Annotated in this window: 14 protein-coding genes and 1 pseudogene; 11 read left to right on the top strand and 4 right to left on the bottom strand. The window is 47.6% G+C overall.

The window, feature by feature from the left end; all coding sequences use genetic code 11:
• Positions 1–52: 52 nt before the first annotated feature.
• Together F972_RS00565 and F972_RS00560 are read right to left on the bottom strand one after the other, a co-directional pair.
• Positions 53–1282 (bottom strand): annotated as a pseudogene (locus F972_RS00565) (site-specific integrase); the annotation flags it as partial.
• Positions 1283–2167: 885 nt separating this feature from the next.
• Entirely contained in the window at positions 2168–4513 is a 2346-nt protein-coding gene (locus F972_RS00560) for a DUF1989 domain-containing protein (protein ID WP_004763086.1), read from the bottom strand.
• A gap of 159 nt (positions 4514–4672) precedes the next feature.
• Here F972_RS00560 and F972_RS00555 point away from each other — a divergent pair, with 159 nt between their 5' ends.
• The 8 genes from F972_RS00555 (at position 4673) to F972_RS00520 (ending at position 12818) form a co-directional block, all read left to right on the top strand.
• Positions 4673–5854 carry a sensor histidine kinase gene (locus F972_RS00555; protein ID WP_004763084.1) on the top strand — a complete coding sequence of 394 codons (1182 nt, stop codon included), beginning with the start codon at positions 4673–4675 and terminating at the stop codon, positions 5852–5854.
• A 1-nt stretch (position 5855) separates the two neighbouring features.
• Entirely contained in the window at positions 5856–6572 is a 717-nt protein-coding gene (locus F972_RS00550; protein ID WP_004763082.1) for a response regulator, read from the top strand.
• A 25-nt stretch (positions 6573–6597) separates the two neighbouring features.
• Positions 6598–7377 carry a PAS domain-containing protein gene (locus F972_RS00545; protein ID WP_004763081.1) on the top strand — a complete coding sequence of 260 codons (780 nt, stop codon included), beginning with the start codon at positions 6598–6600 and terminating at the stop codon, positions 7375–7377.
• Positions 7378–7504: 127 nt separating this feature from the next.
• A complete protein-coding gene (locus F972_RS00540; protein WP_004763079.1) occupies positions 7505–8869 on the top strand; it encodes an NAD(P)-binding domain-containing protein in 1365 nt (454 codons plus the stop codon).
• A 240-nt stretch (positions 8870–9109) separates the two neighbouring features.
• Positions 9110–9649, top strand: coding sequence for a dimethylamine monooxygenase subunit DmmA family protein (locus F972_RS00535; RefSeq protein ID WP_004763077.1), 540 nt, complete (start codon positions 9110–9112; stop codon positions 9647–9649).
• Entirely contained in the window at positions 9646–10590 is a 945-nt protein-coding gene (locus F972_RS00530) for a PDR/VanB family oxidoreductase (RefSeq protein ID WP_004763075.1), read from the top strand. Before F972_RS00535 ends, F972_RS00530 begins: the two co-directional genes overlap by 4 nt.
• Before the next feature lie 15 nt (positions 10591–10605).
• Entirely contained in the window at positions 10606–11625 is a 1020-nt protein-coding gene (locus tag F972_RS00525) for a heme-dependent oxidative N-demethylase family protein (protein WP_004763074.1), read from the top strand.
• Positions 11626–11687: 62 nt separating this feature from the next.
• Entirely contained in the window at positions 11688–12818 is a 1131-nt protein-coding gene (locus F972_RS00520; protein WP_004763073.1) for an aminomethyl transferase family protein, read from the top strand.
• 435 nt (positions 12819–13253) lie between these two features.
• On the opposite strand, the gene F972_RS00515 is transcribed toward F972_RS00520, so the two are convergent.
• Both F972_RS00515 and purU (F972_RS00510) read right to left on the bottom strand, forming a co-directional pair.
• Positions 13254–13592 (bottom strand): P-II family nitrogen regulator, encoded by a 339-nt coding sequence (locus F972_RS00515; RefSeq protein ID WP_004763071.1) that lies wholly within the window; start codon positions 13590–13592, stop codon positions 13254–13256.
• A 186-nt stretch (positions 13593–13778) separates the two neighbouring features.
• Positions 13779–14645 (bottom strand): formyltetrahydrofolate deformylase, encoded by an 867-nt coding sequence (gene purU, locus F972_RS00510; protein ID WP_004704301.1) that lies wholly within the window; start codon positions 14643–14645, stop codon positions 13779–13781.
• Between the two features lie 254 nt (positions 14646–14899).
• On the opposite strand from purU (F972_RS00510), the gene F972_RS00505 reads away from it, so the two are divergent.
• The 3 genes from F972_RS00505 to purU (F972_RS00495) all read left to right on the top strand — a co-directional run.
• Positions 14900–15220 carry a DMT family transporter gene (locus F972_RS00505; RefSeq protein ID WP_004763069.1) on the top strand — a complete coding sequence of 107 codons (321 nt, stop codon included), beginning with the start codon at positions 14900–14902 and terminating at the stop codon, positions 15218–15220.
• 170 nt (positions 15221–15390) lie between these two features.
• Entirely contained in the window at positions 15391–15624 is a 234-nt protein-coding gene (locus F972_RS00500) for a hypothetical protein (protein WP_004763067.1), read from the top strand.
• Between the two features lie 231 nt (positions 15625–15855).
• On the top strand, positions 15856–16646 hold a 791-nt coding region (gene purU / locus F972_RS00495), incomplete at its 3' end, for a formyltetrahydrofolate deformylase (protein WP_004763065.1).

The raw sequence follows: 16646 nt of genomic DNA, 5'->3' as shown, positions 1-16646 counted from the left end.
CAGACACAATAAAAAATGGGTAACTGTCAGATCAGGTTTGAGCTAGTACAGATAAGTTTTTTTGTTTGAGTAGGCGTTGCTCGATTACATGACTATGGAATAGCTGATATTCATCAGTTTTTAATAAACAATGTACAGGTACTTTTCGTTCAGCACTATCTGTTTTGAGTTCATGTAGATTCCCTTGTTTTTTAGAACCGTACGGTTGAATCCATACTGATATATTGGTTAAACCCTCAATATCTCGTACACGCAATCCGAGTATTTCATTAATGCGCATACCTGTTCTGTAAGCTAAAATATAAATAATTTTCAATGTCTTATAATGGTGTTTATGGATACAAGCACTTGTGAATAGTGCATCCAACTTGTGCATGAAAGCCTTATAAGTTAAAGGGCCTATGATGCGGGCTCTAGGTCTGCTTTGAGTAGCGATGAATTCTAAGTCAAATGACTCTGCATTGAAGACTTTTTGTTGGAATACATGGAAGCGTTTCAACATCCTGATCGTTTGACCTTTTGATTTTTTGAAATCAGGTTGATTTGCTTCAGCTGCTAGTCGAGTATTCGTAATGATTTGTTCGTAGATTTTATTCAGAGTCGTATTCAGTTCATCTTCTGCATCGAGATATTGTAATGAATGAGTCAACCAAGGTTCAGCAATCCGGGTGTAGTAGGTGTAGATCGAGCTATCAGTTAAACGTTGATTTTCCTGAAATGCCTTTTCAAATTGAATCACGCAAAATTTAAAAATTTCAGCGATAGGCAGGATTTTTTCCGGAGCAGGTTTATAAAGACTAATAAGCCATAAGACCATACGTTTGCTATATTCATTAAATTTTTCGGCATTTTCAATACAATATTCGATAATTAATATATCAATACCTTTATCGGTTTGTGCAGTACGAATAAGCTTTAAAAGATCTTTATGAATTTTGATGACATTGTCTAAGGCCTGTTGAGTATCATCAGAGTAGGACTGCTTCAGTATAGAAGGCGATTTTTCTATATCGACATCATTAATAGGATCCTGCTGATATTTGAATTTTGGTTGAAGAAATCGTTCAAATTCAGTCTCTGATAATCCACATGTTGCAGTGTTTTCAATCAGACATTGTGAGAGTGCAGGATCAATGTCAACGTTCGGGAGTTGCATCCAGTTGAAATTGGCATAGTTACGTAATAATTTATAAGTTTTGAAGGTAAATGGTAACTGAAGTTTATTAAAAATAATCTCCAAATAATCCTTAACATTTTGATGTACGTTACGAATATTTCTGGTGGGCTTTGTTGCATAAATACATAACCAACTGATTTTGTTCATTTGATTTTTAGGCTGAAATTCATACAAACCTATTTAAATCAGAAGCTTACAAAATCTTTATGCAACAAAGCCCAATTTTTATAAAACGTAATACTGGTTAAGCAAAATGGGTGCCAAAATTATTGTTTTCATTCACTGGACTGCTGAAAATAGCCTAAGCTAAAAGAAACTGATGCTTAAATTACGCAGAATGCCACCTTTTACATAGAAAAAAGGCTTTAGAAGCGGGAACGTTGTGCAAGCCATCATCTGGTGTGTTTAGCCCCTGGTTAAAAAAACGTGGAAACAAAAATCAGCTGGCTTAGATAGATGGGGAAGGAGCTAGCCTGAACTATGATCTGGCTTAATGGGCGGCAAGCGCCAGAGAGCAAGTATTGAAAGCTTTTAAACGTGCAGTTAAAAAATAACGTAAAAACTAAAATATGGAAGAATTTCTACAATTTGATCAGACATATAGCGATTGTTGGCTCATCCTTTCTCTACTTTTGCTATGTAAACAACTTGCAGTAAATAAATTAGAAATTGACATTCTGCTTAACCTAAAGACACAGGTATCTACACATCTTTCTCGATCCTGAACATGTATTGCTATTTTCTCTAACTCATCAACTGAATATTCCGAAGCTGGCTGGAGGGTATCAGTTTACTGAATAAGGCACACGAGTGACCCGAGTGGGAGCTTGCAGTTATCACCACCCGGGATTTCACCTTTAAAATATTGGTATGATCCTTCCATAGCCAGGTAAAAACTCAGGGTTAAAGCACCGCACCCTCTAGAAAAATGCAGCGCGGCTCAGGTTTACAGAGCAGCCAAGGGCTAGGCAAAAATGATGGGCTGGATAATCAGCTTTTTACTCTTAACCTTTGCGGATCATAAAAAGGTAACTCCACCACTTTGGCTTTCAGGCGTTTTTTAAGACCATCCAGTTGTCCAACTTCGACAGTGGTGTCTGTTAGGGCATACTGCGGTGTAAGGCGGCACAGGGCAATCTGTTGCTGAAGCAAAGGGGAGTTGGCTGCACTGGTCACCACACCCACAGGAAAACGTCCGACATAGACCAGGTCGCCATGCTGGACGGCTTCATTGCCCTCCAGCACCAAGCCCATGAGTTTATGCCGGCTTTCCGGCGTCTGATTTTTCATGGCCTGTTTGCCGATAAAATCTTCTTCCTTGGTTTTCATCGGTACCGTGAAGCCAATTCCGGCTTCATAGGGATTGGTTTCGGCTGAAAATTCATGCTGTGCAAAGATTAGCCCGGCTTCTATGCGCAATAAATCCAGGGCATCAAAACCGAGCGGAGCAATCTCATATTGTTGACCTTCCTGCCAAACGGCATCCCAAAGCTGTTCAGCATGGCTAGGATGACACCAGACTTCAAAGCCCAGCTCACCGGTGTAACCGGTGCGTGATACCATGACCGGAATACCGTCTGTACCGCCCAGCTTGCCGAGGGTAAAGTGGAACCATGCTAATTTTTCTACGCTTGGCTGATGTTCAGGCGTCCAGATCAGTTGCTGCAACAGCGCACGGCTGTATGGACCTTGCACTGCAATATTGTGAATATGCTGGGATGAATTGCGAATGCTGACTTTATAGCCATGCTGTTGTGCCAGCTGTTTCAGCCAGGTTCCTGAATATTCATCACCGCAAATCCAGCGGAAACAGTTTTCATCCATGCGGAAAATCGTGCCGTCATCCACCATGCCGCCGGTTTCCAGACAGGAGGCCGAGTAGGCAATTTCACCCACCGCCAGTCTGCGGATATTGCGGGTCAAGGCATACTGCATAAATGCTTCTGCATCCGGGCCGGTAATTTCAAATTTGCGCAGCGCGCTTAAATCGATCATGGCGACCCTTTCACGGCAGGCCAGATATTCTGCTTTGGCACCCCAGCCATCGTATTCATTGGCAATCCAATAGCCGTGGTATTCACTGATTTTTGAAGTAAGCGCTTGGATGCGCGGAAAAAATCCTGATGCTTGGGTCATGCGCGGCAGTTCCTCGGGGTCAATTCGATAATGCTGGGATCGGGGGAAATGCTGATCCTGATCATAAATCCGGACCAGAATATCCGTTGGTACCCAGCCATTGGAAGGATCAATATCGTCAGGGCAGGCAGATGATGCACAGAGCAGATCACGGTGGGCACGCAGCAGGACATAATCTCCCGGTCTGGACCACGGTTCTGCCATGCTGATTGCACCGCAAGGTTCAACAAAGGTGTTGTAAAACAGGTTAATGGCAGGCCATGCATTGCGGCTTTGGATGCCAAAAGGCTGCAGAACCTGGTTAAAATTATCGGTGCAGGAAATATGGCCAAAGTAGCCGGAATCGTTATAGAACTTCGGACTGCAGGCACTCAGGAACATATCGTGCCGGCCCACGGTGTCTTGAACCACTTCGGCCAGTGCTTGCAGATCTGAAGCAAAAAACTTAGAGTGCAGCCCGGGAGCCGGGGTGGCATGCCCCAAAATGGTCCGGGTGGCCATGGCATCCAGACCCAGTTCTTGGCCCTGGGCCAAAGCCTGGGCATCAAAGGCCAAAAAATCGGAACACTGCTTGCCCGACAAGTCGATAATTTGAATCCATTGTCCTGCTTTAACGCTATACGTCCGTGCTGAAGCGCGCGGTATCAGAATTTCCTGCACCGGTTTGGCTAAAGGCTGCGGCAAATAATAATGTACGGGCTGGGCTTTAAATAGCGTCACTGGCACTTCATCTATGCAGTACTGCTGCTGTACATTCATGTCCAGGCCGGTATTCAGCACGATGACTTGAATTGCCGCCGATGCCTGAAAAATGTTCTTTCCAGGGCTGTTCAAGGTCAGCGCCTGCTCTAGCCAGTCAGGCTGTATAACATGTTGTGCTAACTGCTGTTTCAGGCGCTGGCTAGAGGCGCTGGCCTGATTTAACTGCGCATGTGTAGCCCGAGCACCATTGGCCACCAGGTGGGATTCGGCCTGTAGTGCCTGTATCAATTCTGGCTTAAGCTGCTGTTCTGTATTGAAAATCAGTAGATCAATACTCTGTTGTTTAGGTAAGTCAAATTGAATGCGATCACCCGCATCCAGGTCAAAAATGTGCATGCACTGTGCATCTGCGCGCAAATACAGTTCATGGATTGGCTGCTGCAGATGAATATATTCATCTGTCACTGCAGTGGCTAAAGCTGAAGTAAGCGTTCCCATAGATGAGCCCAAAGCGTCCCGCTGGTTCTGATGCTCTTCATTTCACACATATTCTGTTGGCACAGCAATTTCTCCAGAGGTATACCCTGAATAGGGTAGTGCTGGATGTTGGCATGATTCCTGCTCAAATAATTTAACTGTAAAGAATAATTCAGCAGCATGGCGCATCTTGCGAGTGAAGTGATGAATGACGGCAAAATAGAGACAGAGCGGGCCATAAACCAGGCAGGTGATTTAGATCAGACCCAACGGCTGCTTCGCCAGCGTGAATTGACGCTGTTTTATCTGCAGGCCAAATTAAAGCTGATGCAGATTCAGGATACCAAGGCCGAATTGCCACTTTTTCTGCAATGGCTGAAACAGCATTTTCCTGTGCCGGACTTGCCGGAATATTGTCTGGTGATGTGCTATCCCTTCACTCAGGAATGTTTCATTTTTCATGCCTTGGCGCAACCGCTGGCGCAGTCTGAGGTACGTCTACTCCAAGAGCAGCTGCTACCGCGTTCTGTAGCGGTGATGCAGCAGGATGTGCCGCTGCTGCTGGGGCAGCATGATTGCCTCCCGCTGTTTACCGGACAGAATTTTGCAGTCTGGCGGGTCTATTTAAACTATTCGGCAGCCCAGCCGGTTGAAGCGGAGCTACTGCAGCAGCTGGATCAGGCTTTGCAATCGGGCTTTCAGGAACGCGCGCTACAGCAGGAGCGCATACAAACCATATTGCAGCAGGAGCGGCGTGATTTTTCGGCTGACTTACATGACAGCATTGCGCAAATTATTGGATTCTTAAGGTTGAAATCCGCGCAGCTGAACCAGCAATGTAAACAGCAGCCTGGCTATGCACCGTTGCTGGAACAGACCGAGGAGCTGGCGGCTTATACCCATTATGCTTACCAGCAGGTGCGTGAATTAATTACCGCCTCACGCTTAACCTATCAGGAACTGGATTTTTTCACTGCGCTGAAAAAAATTATTGCCGAATTTGAACATCAGTCCAGTGTGGCTTTTGAACTGGATAACCGTGTCCCACAGCTGAAAGTCAGTGCCAGACAGTCGGTACAGTTGCTTTATATCATCCGTGAAAGCCTGAGCAATGTTGTGCGTCATGCTCACGCCAGTACAGCCGTCATTTCTGTAAAGCGCAATTTCACTCAGCAGCTGCACATTCAGATTGCAGATAATGGCCGCGGCATACAGGCAGGGTGGAAACGGCCGGACAGTTTCGGACTGGAAATTATGCAGGAACGAGCCGAACGGATTGGTGCTGTGCTCAGTATCCGCCCGAATCGGCCCTGCGGCACCTGCGTTGAACTGATATTAGACCTGAGCACTGGAGGGAAGTGAGATGAATAAAATTGCAGTCAGTATTGTAGATGACCATGCGCTGTTCAGGCGCGGTGTGGCGGATATTATCCGCCAGTCCGAGCATTTTGATGTACAGCAGGAATACAGCTGCGGATCAGCATTTCTGTCAGCACTGGACACCGCGAACATTGAATTGCTGCTGCTGGATGTACAGATGCCGCAGATGAGCGGCATTGAGGTACTAAAATGCATCCGGGAACGCAATGTCGATCTTAAAGTGATTATTTTAACTGCCAGCCTGGAGGAAAGCATTGTATTGGATGCCATTCGTCTGGGTGCCAATGGCTTTTTGCCCAAAGATACCTTGCCGGAAGATATTTTGCTGCAACTGCATCAAGTCATGCAGGGCAGGACCGTATTACATGCTGATGGGGTGGCTTTGCTGGCCCAGCAAGTCCGGCAGCAGACGGCACCCTTAGCCGCTGCCTTGCATAAAACCTCTGAACAGGTGCGATTGCAGCGCAAACTGCTGTCGGAAATGACGCAGCGGGAGCAGGAAACATTAAAGCTGATCGCCAAAGGATTGAACAATAAACTGATTGCCCGCGAATTAGGCATCAGTGACGGTACGGTAAAAGTCTATGTGAAAAGTCTGCTACGCAAACTGAATGTGCATTCACGGCTGGAGCTTTCCGTGTGGGTGCATCAGCAGCTTAACACTGCAGATTTTGATATTTATCCCTCGTCTTCCGTTTAAGGTTCACCGTGCGAGTAATGCTGATATGTCGAAAATAGCGCTGCCCTCCAGCAAAGATGAGCTGAATATGGACTTGAATCAGGATTGGCCTGAACTGTTTGACCAGTTTGCCGATATTGCGCTGTTGCTGGATAGCCATGGCACGATTCAGCGTAGCAACCGTACCTGGCACAACTTGCTACAGCTGCCACCGGATGCCGCAGCACAGCACTTACCCTTGAGCTACTGGCTGTATTCCGAAGATAGTTTGACCTTCCAATGTGCTCTCATGGACGGACGGCCGTGCAAGCTGGCACTGCGCCTGTTAATCCCGGAACAGCCCTTGGTGTGGTTTGATCTGTCGCTGCAGCCGATCTGTGCCGGTGTCGGAAAAAACCAGTTACGGGGATGGTGCATTTTAGGCACGGAGCAGACGCAAAAAATCCGGCAGCAAGAACTGCAGGATGCACAGCAGCGCAGTCTGCATGATTTGCTGTCGCGCCTGCCAATCATGCTGTACCGCTCACGCAATGACTGGAACTGGACCATGGACTATGTCAGCAGCGGCTGTCAGCAGATAACCGGTTATCACAGTGAGCTGCTGATCAATACGCCGCGCTATGGACAGCTGATTCATCCCGATGACCAGCAGCATGTCTGGGACAGTATCCAGTTGGCTGTGCAGCATCACCGCGTATTTCATTTGCACTACCGCATTATTACTGCCCAGAACAGCATACAGCGGGTACAGGAAATCGGGCAGGGCCTATATTCGCAAAGTGACATGGTGCTGGGTCTGGAAGGCGCTGTATTTATCCAAAACTGAGGGCATGCCCCCAGGTCAGTATCCCCTTGTGCATACCCCATCTGAGGAATTTCGAAATAATCTAGGTCTGTCTAAGGTAATGGCATCACGGCAGTTTTGTTTAAAACAGATCACATGGAGATTCACCATGAAACGAGTTGCAATTATTGGGGCAGGGCCAAGCGGGATGGCGCAACTGCGCGCTTTTCAATCTGCGCAAAGCAAGGGCATCGAAATTCCGGAAATGGTATGCTTTGAAAAGCAGGCCGACTGGGGTGGTCAATGGAATTATACCTGGCATACTGGCCTGGATAAACATGGTGAACCGGTGCATAGCAGCATGTACCGTTACCTGTGGTCGAATGGCCCGAAAGAATGTCTGGAATTTGCAGACTATACCTTTGATGAGCATTTTGGCCGGCCGATTGGTTCTTATCCGCCACGTGCCGTGCTGTGGGGGTATATCAAAGGCCGGGTAGAAAAAGCCGATGTCCGCAAATATGTCCGCTTCAACAGCGCGGTGCGCCATGTCGAGTTTCACCCGGACAGCAAGCAGTTTTCAGTGACGGTGCATAACCATGTTACCGACGAGATGTATACCGAGACTTTTGATTTTGTGGTGGTGGCTTCAGGCCATTTTTCTACCCCCAAAATTCCTGAATATGAAGGTTTCGGCAGTTTTGGCGGACGGATTTTACATGCCCATGACTTCCGCGATGCACTGGAATTTAAAGGTAAAAATGTACTGCTGGTCGGCAGCAGCTATTCTGCTGAAGATATCGGTTCACAATGCTATAAATATGGTGCGAAGCAGATTATCAGCTGTTACCGCAGTTCACCGATGGGCTATCACTGGCCAGAAAATTGGTCAGAGCGTCCGCAACTGCTGCGGGTTGATCAGACCCATGCCTATTTTGCCGATGGCAGTTCGGCCGAGATTGATGCCATTATTTTATGTACCGGCTATTTGCACAGTTTCCCTTTCATGTCGGAAAGCCTGCGTCTAAAAACCGATAACATTCTCTATCCGCTGCACCTGTATCAGGGTGTGGTCTGGGAAGCCAATCCGCAGCTATTTTATTTAGGCATGCAGGATCAATGGTATTCCTTCAATATGTTTGATGCACAGGCCTGGTATGCGCGCGATGTGATGCTGGGTAAAATTGCCTTGCCGAGTTTTGCCGAGATGCAGGCCGACACCCAAGCCTGGCATGAGGAAGAAAAAACCCTGCAGGATGCAGCAGCCATGTTCAAATTTCAAGGCGACTATATTATGCGCCTGATTGATCAGACCGATTATCCAAGCTTTGATATTGAAGCGGTGCGGCTGACCTTTTTGCAATGGAAAAAACACAAGCAAGAAAACATTATGGCCTTTCGTGACAATACCTACCGTTCATTGATGACCGGGACGATGGCAACGCCGCATCATACGCCCTGGATTGATGCCCTGGATGACTCCTTGGAGGCCTATTTACAGACCGAGGCAGACCTACAGCAAAAGGCAGGTTAGCACGGTCAATGCTTGACTCGCAACATTGTCGGGCAGACCGATAACACATAGTAACAACCTTGTGCCCGTTTCTTCTGCAGCAGCTGGTTTCCAGCTGCTTTTTTTATTTCCGTATTAGCTTAAAAATCTCTCCTGCATACCGTGCTTTACCCCTTAGTGGGTATGATTTAGAGGGAATGGCCAGGCGGCGTAAAAACCTTTAAATATCTGATTATGTAGTTCTTATATGAGGTTTCTCAAATGATGGAAGCCATGCACAGTACCCCCAGATATCAAACTGTAGAAATGCTGCACTGGAATGCACCAAAGTATGTGCTGGTGTTGCAGCATGCAGCATCGGCAATGACTCGGCAATTAACCGAAATGAGCAAACAGCATCCGCAAACGGTGCAGCTGATGCTGGACAGTCAACAAGATCCAGCCCTGGCTGGCCTGCTGCATGAACTAGAGACAGTACTGCAGCAGGAAAAGGCCGGCGTGCGTACCGTGGTCTGCGGTGATGAATCCTTTGTTTGGACAGTGCAACAGTGCCTGGTGGGTACGGGCTGCCTAGATGAAGAAATCAGCTTGATTGCGGATAGCTCCAGCCTGCAAAACCCGCGTAAAAAAGTCTACTGCGTGCACTGCGGTCATACCCAGCACACCGTTAAAGACGAACTCTGTCGCTGTGAACAGTGTCAGGTCGAACTGCTGATCCGCAGTCATTTTTCTGAACGCCTTGGCGCCTATATGGGAGTCTGTGCCAATGCGCATCAACCTATGGGAGCACTCAGCGTATGAACCCAACCGTTCCTGTCCATGTAACCCGAATTCATCAAGTTACCCCGATGATTCGCGAATTTACCTTGGCCGCTTTAGATGCCCCCTTGCAGCCGTTTTCCTCCGGCAGTCATGTGATTGTACAGTTGCCAGTTGAAGGCCGCATCATCCGCAATGCCTATTCATTGCTGAATGCCCCGTATGAGCAGCACCAATATCAAATTGCGGTGCGCTTGCAGGAGAACTCGCGTGGCGGTTCGCAATACCTGCATGAAAACATTCAGGTGGGTGATACCCTAAATATTTCTGCGCCGCTGAATTTATTTTCACTCAATTCTCAGGCCCAGCACCATGTATTTATTGCCGGCGGCATCGGCATTACCCCGTTCCTGTCGCATATGAAATACCTGCTGCATGCCGGACACAGTTTTGAACTGCACTATGCCTGTCGTGACGGCATCAGCAATGCCTATGAAGATATGCTGATGCAGCTGTTTCATGACCAGGTACATATTTATTCGGAAAAAACCCAGCGCCGTTTAGACATAGACGCATTGCTGAGCCAGCAGTCTCTCGGCAGCCATGTCTATATTTGCGGGCCAGAGCGCCTGATTCATGCTGTTGTTGACTGTGCGCAAATGCTGGGCTGGTCAAAAAAACGTGTGCATTGGGAAGCTTTTTCTTCGCCTGCACCAGGAGTCGCATTTGATGCCGTGCTCAGTAAAAGCCAGCGCCGTATTCATGTGCCCGGCGATTTCAGCCTGCTGGAAGCACTGGAACAAGAAGGAATTGAGGTGCCCAATCTCTGCCGCGGTGGTGTATGCGGTCAATGTGCTACCTCATACAGCCAAGGTGAGGTGGAACATCTGGATCATTATTTAACGGTGCAGGAGCGCTCGGCGCAGTTGATGCCTTGCGTTTCGCGTGCCAAACAAGGCCATTGCCTGCATTTAGACCTATAGCTTTGGGAGATTACGATGACGGTTAAATTTAACCCCAATGAAAATATGCATGATCAGTTTCACTACCATAACAGTGCAAAGGCGATTGCCCGTTTTCCTTTTCCATTTCCCGAAGACCAGTATATGTATTCGGTGAATATTGAGCCTGTTGTTTCAAGGCCGGATAGCATTTTTGAGCATTGGTTCGATGTGGATGAGCATTATGTAACGGAAATGAACGAGCGCCGTTTAACCCTGCAACAGGACCCGAAGCGTTGCATTATCATGCCACACATGCGTCAAGCCAGCTGGGACTTTTTGGAAATGGTCATGCTGCGTTATGCGGAAGATTACCCTGAACATTTCCAGCTGGAGCGCGATGGCCTGAACTGGCACTGGGTCAACCTGCCCTTAAATATCGATGTTCATTTTATTTTTGGTCAGGCAGACAGCTTGCCGATGGAGCCGTTCGAATTTATCAGCCGTCAGTTCCAGGGCGATGTTGCCTTGCTGGATCAGCGTGATGGCGATCTGTTTATGGATACCGGCATGATCACCGGCCCTGCAGACTGGTCACTGAATTTTGATGCCGGCATGAGTTTTAAGCAATGGCACGCCCCTGTACCAAAACTGGCACATAACCTGGGGGTATTTGAGCGCGCACTCAAATTCCTGCTCAACATTCAGGTTGGCCAGCCCTATCGGCGTCTGAATTGGACCATGACCATCAATCCGCGTATGGATACTTCCTCGGAAACCTATCATTTATGGGGACATGAACGCGGTCTGGTCACTGCGGAAAATGCCGGTGAACTGGTGCATTTGCGGGTGGAGCTGCAAACGATGCCGCGTCTGGCGCGCAGCAATGCACTACTGTTCAGCATCCGCACTTATCTGATTAGCCTGAATGATTTGACCCGCAACCCGGCATGGGCCAAGCGGCTATACCGCGTAATCCGCGATTTGCCTGAGCCGATCGCAGAATACAAGGGCATCAGTGAATATCGTGAACCGCTGGTGCAATGGCTCAGCCAGTTCGATGACGTAGATGAATAACAGCTCAGTTTCAAAAATTAAGTAATCAGCACATTTTAAAATATTCAATAAGGAAGACCTGTATGGCAAACTCTTGGCGCATTTCTGCATTGGCAGCCTACCACCGTCAGCTCGGCTCAAAATTAGAAGACTGGAACGGCATGGGAACGGCATGGACCTATGATTCGGATATTGCAGATCACTACACGGCCATCCGCACCAAAGCCGGCTTGATGGATGTTTCGGGCCTGAAAAAAGTCCATTATGTCGGCCCGCATGCGGAAAGCCTGCTGGAATATGCAACCACCCGTGACATTTCCAAATTGTATCCCGGCAAATCTGTGTACGCGACCATGCTGAATGAGCAAGGAAAATTTGTGGATGACTGCGTGATTTACCGTACCGGGCCAAATGCCTTTATGGTGGTGCATGGCACAGGCATTGGCTATGAAATGCTGATCCGTTCGGCTGCTGGGCGTCAGGTTGCGGTACTGTTTGATGATGACCTGCATGATTTATCGCTGCAAGGGCCATTGGCCGTGGACTATTTAGCTCAACATGTCGCGGGCATTCGTGATTTGCCCTATTTTCACCATCTGCAAACCAAACTGTTTGGTGCGCCTGTCATGATTTCACGTACCGGCTATACTGGCGAACGCGGCTATGAAATTTTCTGTAAGGCGGCCGATGCACCGATGATCTGGGAAACCATTCTCAGTACCGGCGCTGAATATGGCATTATTCCCTGTTCATTTACCACGCTGGACTGGCTGCGTACAGAAAGTTATTTACTCTTCTTTCCGTATGACAATTCAGAATATTTCCCCTTCGAGAATGATGTCTGCGGCGACACCTTGTGGGAACTCGGCCTGGATTTCACGGTTTCACCGCATAAAGGCGAATTCCGCGGCTGCTATGAGCATCGCCGTTTAAAAGGCAAAGAACGCTTTAAAATCTTCGGTGTATTGCTGGAAGGCGATCAGGTGCCTGCAATGGGAGATACCTTATGGGACGGCAATCAGCAAGTGGGGGTCATTACCTGCGGTATGCATTCGCCGCTGACCGGTAAAACCGTGGCCATCGCACGTCTGGATGTGCCTTATGCAGAGCAGGGTAAAGCCCTGCAGGTCAAAGGCAGCCTGGAGGTAAATGCAATCGCGCATACCTTGCCATTTGATGATCCCGAGAAATTAAAACGTACCGCAAAAGGCTAAGTAGCCAGCAATCCACTCAGCCTAAAAAATCCTGCTAACTGCAGGATTTTTTAGGTGTTCTATTTGACTCGTTTGAGCAGCCGATGAGTCTGGAGCTGAGCCTGCTTTAAACTGATGGGAAGCCGTTTTCCTATTCCCTTTTATTTGAATGACGCGCATGGACATGACCTGCGATGTAGACATGTAGCAAGTTGCAACACATCTCGAGAATAGCGGCATAGGTCATAGTCGTAGAAGGTATTTTAGAATCCTTGAACAAGGGCAGAAACGCTGCAACAGGCTTTCAGAGGGATAGTCAGAATTGTACCCGGCTGGCAATAAAAGCGTTGAGTTCAGTCTTAGGTATCCCCAAACCCCACTTGCCGGGTAATTCAGTGTTTAACTTTTGCGAGGGTGATCAAACCAAAGGGTTGGGGGATGAGGTGAAGCACAATGTTAAATGGCATCCATACCAGTTTCACCTGTGCGGATACGTACCACTTGTTCCAGTGCGCTGACAAAAATTTTACCGTCACCAATTTTGCCCGTAGCGGCAAATTTGCTGATAATTTCAATCGCTGATTCGACCTGATCGCTCCGGACGGCCACTTCCAATTTCACTTTCGGCAAAAAATCGACCCTGTATTCGGCGCCGCGGTACATTTCAGTATGGCCTTTTTGACGGCCTACGCCTTTGACTTCGGTCACGGTCATACCATGAATGCTGTGTTTGTTGAGCTCTTCACGGACATCGTCCAATTTGAATGGTTTGATAATGGCGGTGATTAGTTTCATACAGTACCTCTTAATTTTATTGTATTCATTTTCATTCTTGAACAAGAGTTATTTTGCAAGAATGATGCCATTTTTCATTTTAAAATCATATCAATAGCAATCGATACAGCTGTACGGCCAGTCTGGTTTTTCCAGCTGAGTGGCCGTACAGCTGCGCTGGTGATGCGCTTAGCTTTCACTAAGGCCTTATTTAAATACCACCGTACGGTCATCATTAAGGAATACGCGGTGTTCAACAAAGTATTTCACCGCTTTGGACAGTGCGACTGTTTCGGTATCACGCCCCACCGAGACCAGGTCATCCGGCAAATAGGCATGGTCGACCCGCTGCACTTCCTGCTCGATAATCGGACCTTCGTCCAGATCACCAGTGACAAAATGTGCCGTGGCCCCGATCAGTTTGACGCCACGTTCAAAAGCCTGGTGATAAGGCTTGGCCCCTTTAAAGCCAGGCAGGAATGAATGGTGAATATTGATGGCGCGTCCTGCCAGCTGGCGGCACAGGTTGTCTGACAGGATCTGCATATAGCGCGCCAGAATCACCAGTTCGGTACCGGTTTCATCCACAATTTTCAGCAGTTCCTGTTCCTGCTGTGCTTTGGTCTCTTTGGTGACCGGCAGATAGATAAAGCGCAGGCCTTCACGTTCTGCAATGGGACGTAAATCCAGATGGTTGGACACCACTGCAGTAATCTGGAAATCCAGTTCGCCTTTATGATGGCGATACAGCAGGTTGAGGAAACAGTGATCAAATTTGCTGACCAGGATCATGACTTTCATCGGTGCGCTGCAGTCATAGAAGGTGGCCTGCATCGCGAACTGCTGTTCGACTTCGGCAAAGCTGGCTTTCAGGCTGTCAATATCGCCACTGGCGTCATTGAAACGGAAGACAATACGGGTAAAGAAATAGCCGGTGGTCTCGTCATCATACTGTGCCATTTCACTGATATAGCAGCCGTTCTGGGCAAGGCAGCCGCTGATGGCGGCAACGATGCCGGATGCAGCCGGGCAACGGATTTTTAGAATATATTGGGCTGAAGTGTGCTGCGTCATGGTCGATTTGCTCCGGTATTTAAGGCAGTCAAAACTCAGGTGCTCAAGATGGATATTCTTAAGAGTAAATTTAATTTCTTGTAAAAATTTATATAAAAACACACGCCGTTGTCCATATTTCTTGTTTAAATTCAGCTACTTTTTATGAGTATGCCTTTAGAGGTATAGGTAAAATGGGCCAGCCATCGCAGTATTAAAATCAGCCGCACGCTGAGCTGATCCGGCATAAAACTCAATTCAGGGAGTCAATACAGATGGCATGGATAGTTTTAGTTCTGGCCGGTATTTTTGAGATTATCTGGGCCTATTCCATGAAGCTTTCAGCCGGTTTTAGCAAGCCGGTCCCCACCCTCATAACAGTGGTTTTTGTAATTTTAAGCTTTCTGCTGTTGAGCTATGCCATGCGTACGCTGCCCCTAGGCACGGCTTATACCATTTGGTCGGGCATAGGTGTGGTCGGGGCATTTTTGCTGGGCATCCTGATCTTGGGCGAGCAGGCCACCTTGATGCGTATTTTAGCCGCCGTTCTGATTACGGCTGGACTGCTATTGATGAAATTATCCGAGCCCTCCTGATCTGCAATTTGGTGCAGGCCATCAAGCAGATGCGCAGTTTTAATGCATAAAATATTCATATCAGGAATAAATACCGGATTTAGCCGGCATCAAACAGGCCAAATCGGTTATTGGCAAACTTGGCGCGGTATTTGCTTTTTATCAATTGAACTTTGTAAAAGGAGAATGCGATGAGCTATCCGGAACACTTTGTGATTAAGAAAATTCGCCTATTAACACCGACCACCTGTGAGGTGTATATGCTGAATATGAACAAAAAGTATATTAAAGGCTGGCTGATTCGATGCAATCAGGGTCTGGTTCAGCAGTTTCATGAACAGATGAATCATTTGATGGAGTCTGCCCAGCCTTTTCAGGCATTGTTACAGCTGAAGCAGTTTCATCGGGTAGAGGTTTTATGTTAAGCCAAATCTAGCCAGCAGGAGATTAATTTCCTGCTGGTGCTTTTGCACATCTTAATAAAAATCAATAATTTAAAAAACTTTCCTAAAAATAAAAAAACTTTCCTAAAGTCGTAGACGGCTGAAAAAAAATCCTATATAAATTCTCACAGAGAAAATAATTTTCCTAAAGAGAAAATTAAACATCGCATAGAAACTCATTTTAAAGATTGAGAATTTATAGGAAGCACCCCTATGCCCCAGAACGCTCCAGCCCAATATATTCTAAAAATCCGTTGCCCGGCTGCATCCGGCATCGTTGCCGCCATCAGCGGCTGCCTTGCCCAGAACGGCTGCTATATCAGTGAAATGGCACAGTATGATGACGAGACCACCGGCTATTTCTTTACCCGTATTGTCTTCCGTTTCAATGACGCCAGTGGCGATATTGACAGCCTGAAAGCCAGCTTTGCCGAAGTCGAACAGCAGTTCGCGATGCAGGCCACCTTCTATGACTGCAGCGCACCGATGAAAGTCATGATCCTGGTCAGCAAATTTGATCACTGTTTCCTCAACCTGCTGTATCGCCATCATAAAGGCGAACTGGATTTCCAGATTACTGCAGTGGTGTCCAACCATCTGGATTTACGTCCCATTGCAGAACGTGAAGGCCTGCGCTTTATCTATCTGCCGGTCACCAAAGAGACCAAAGCACAGCAGGAACAGGAACTGCTAAAAATTGTGGATGAAACCGGTACCGAACTGGTGATTCTGGCGCGCTATATGCAGATCCTGTCAGACAACCTGTGCCGCCAGCTGGCAGGACGCGCCATCAATATTCACCATTCATTCCTGCCTGGCTTTAAAGGGGCCAAGCCTTATCACCAGGCTTTTGAACGTGGCGTCAAACTGATCGGGGCCACGGCACATTTTGTCACTGGTGATCTGGACGAAGGTCCGATTATCGAGCAGGAAGTGCAGCGGGTCGACCATGCCTATTTGCCGGATGACCTGGTCTCGGTGGGGCGTGATACCGAAACAGTCGC

Source organism: Acinetobacter sp. CIP 102529, from assembly GCF_000368325.1.
In the GTDB taxonomy this organism is placed as follows: Bacteria; Pseudomonadota; Gammaproteobacteria; order Pseudomonadales; family Moraxellaceae; genus Acinetobacter; species Acinetobacter parvus.
Note: the sequence above shows the minus strand (reverse complement) of the source record. Positions and strands in the feature narration are given on the sequence as shown.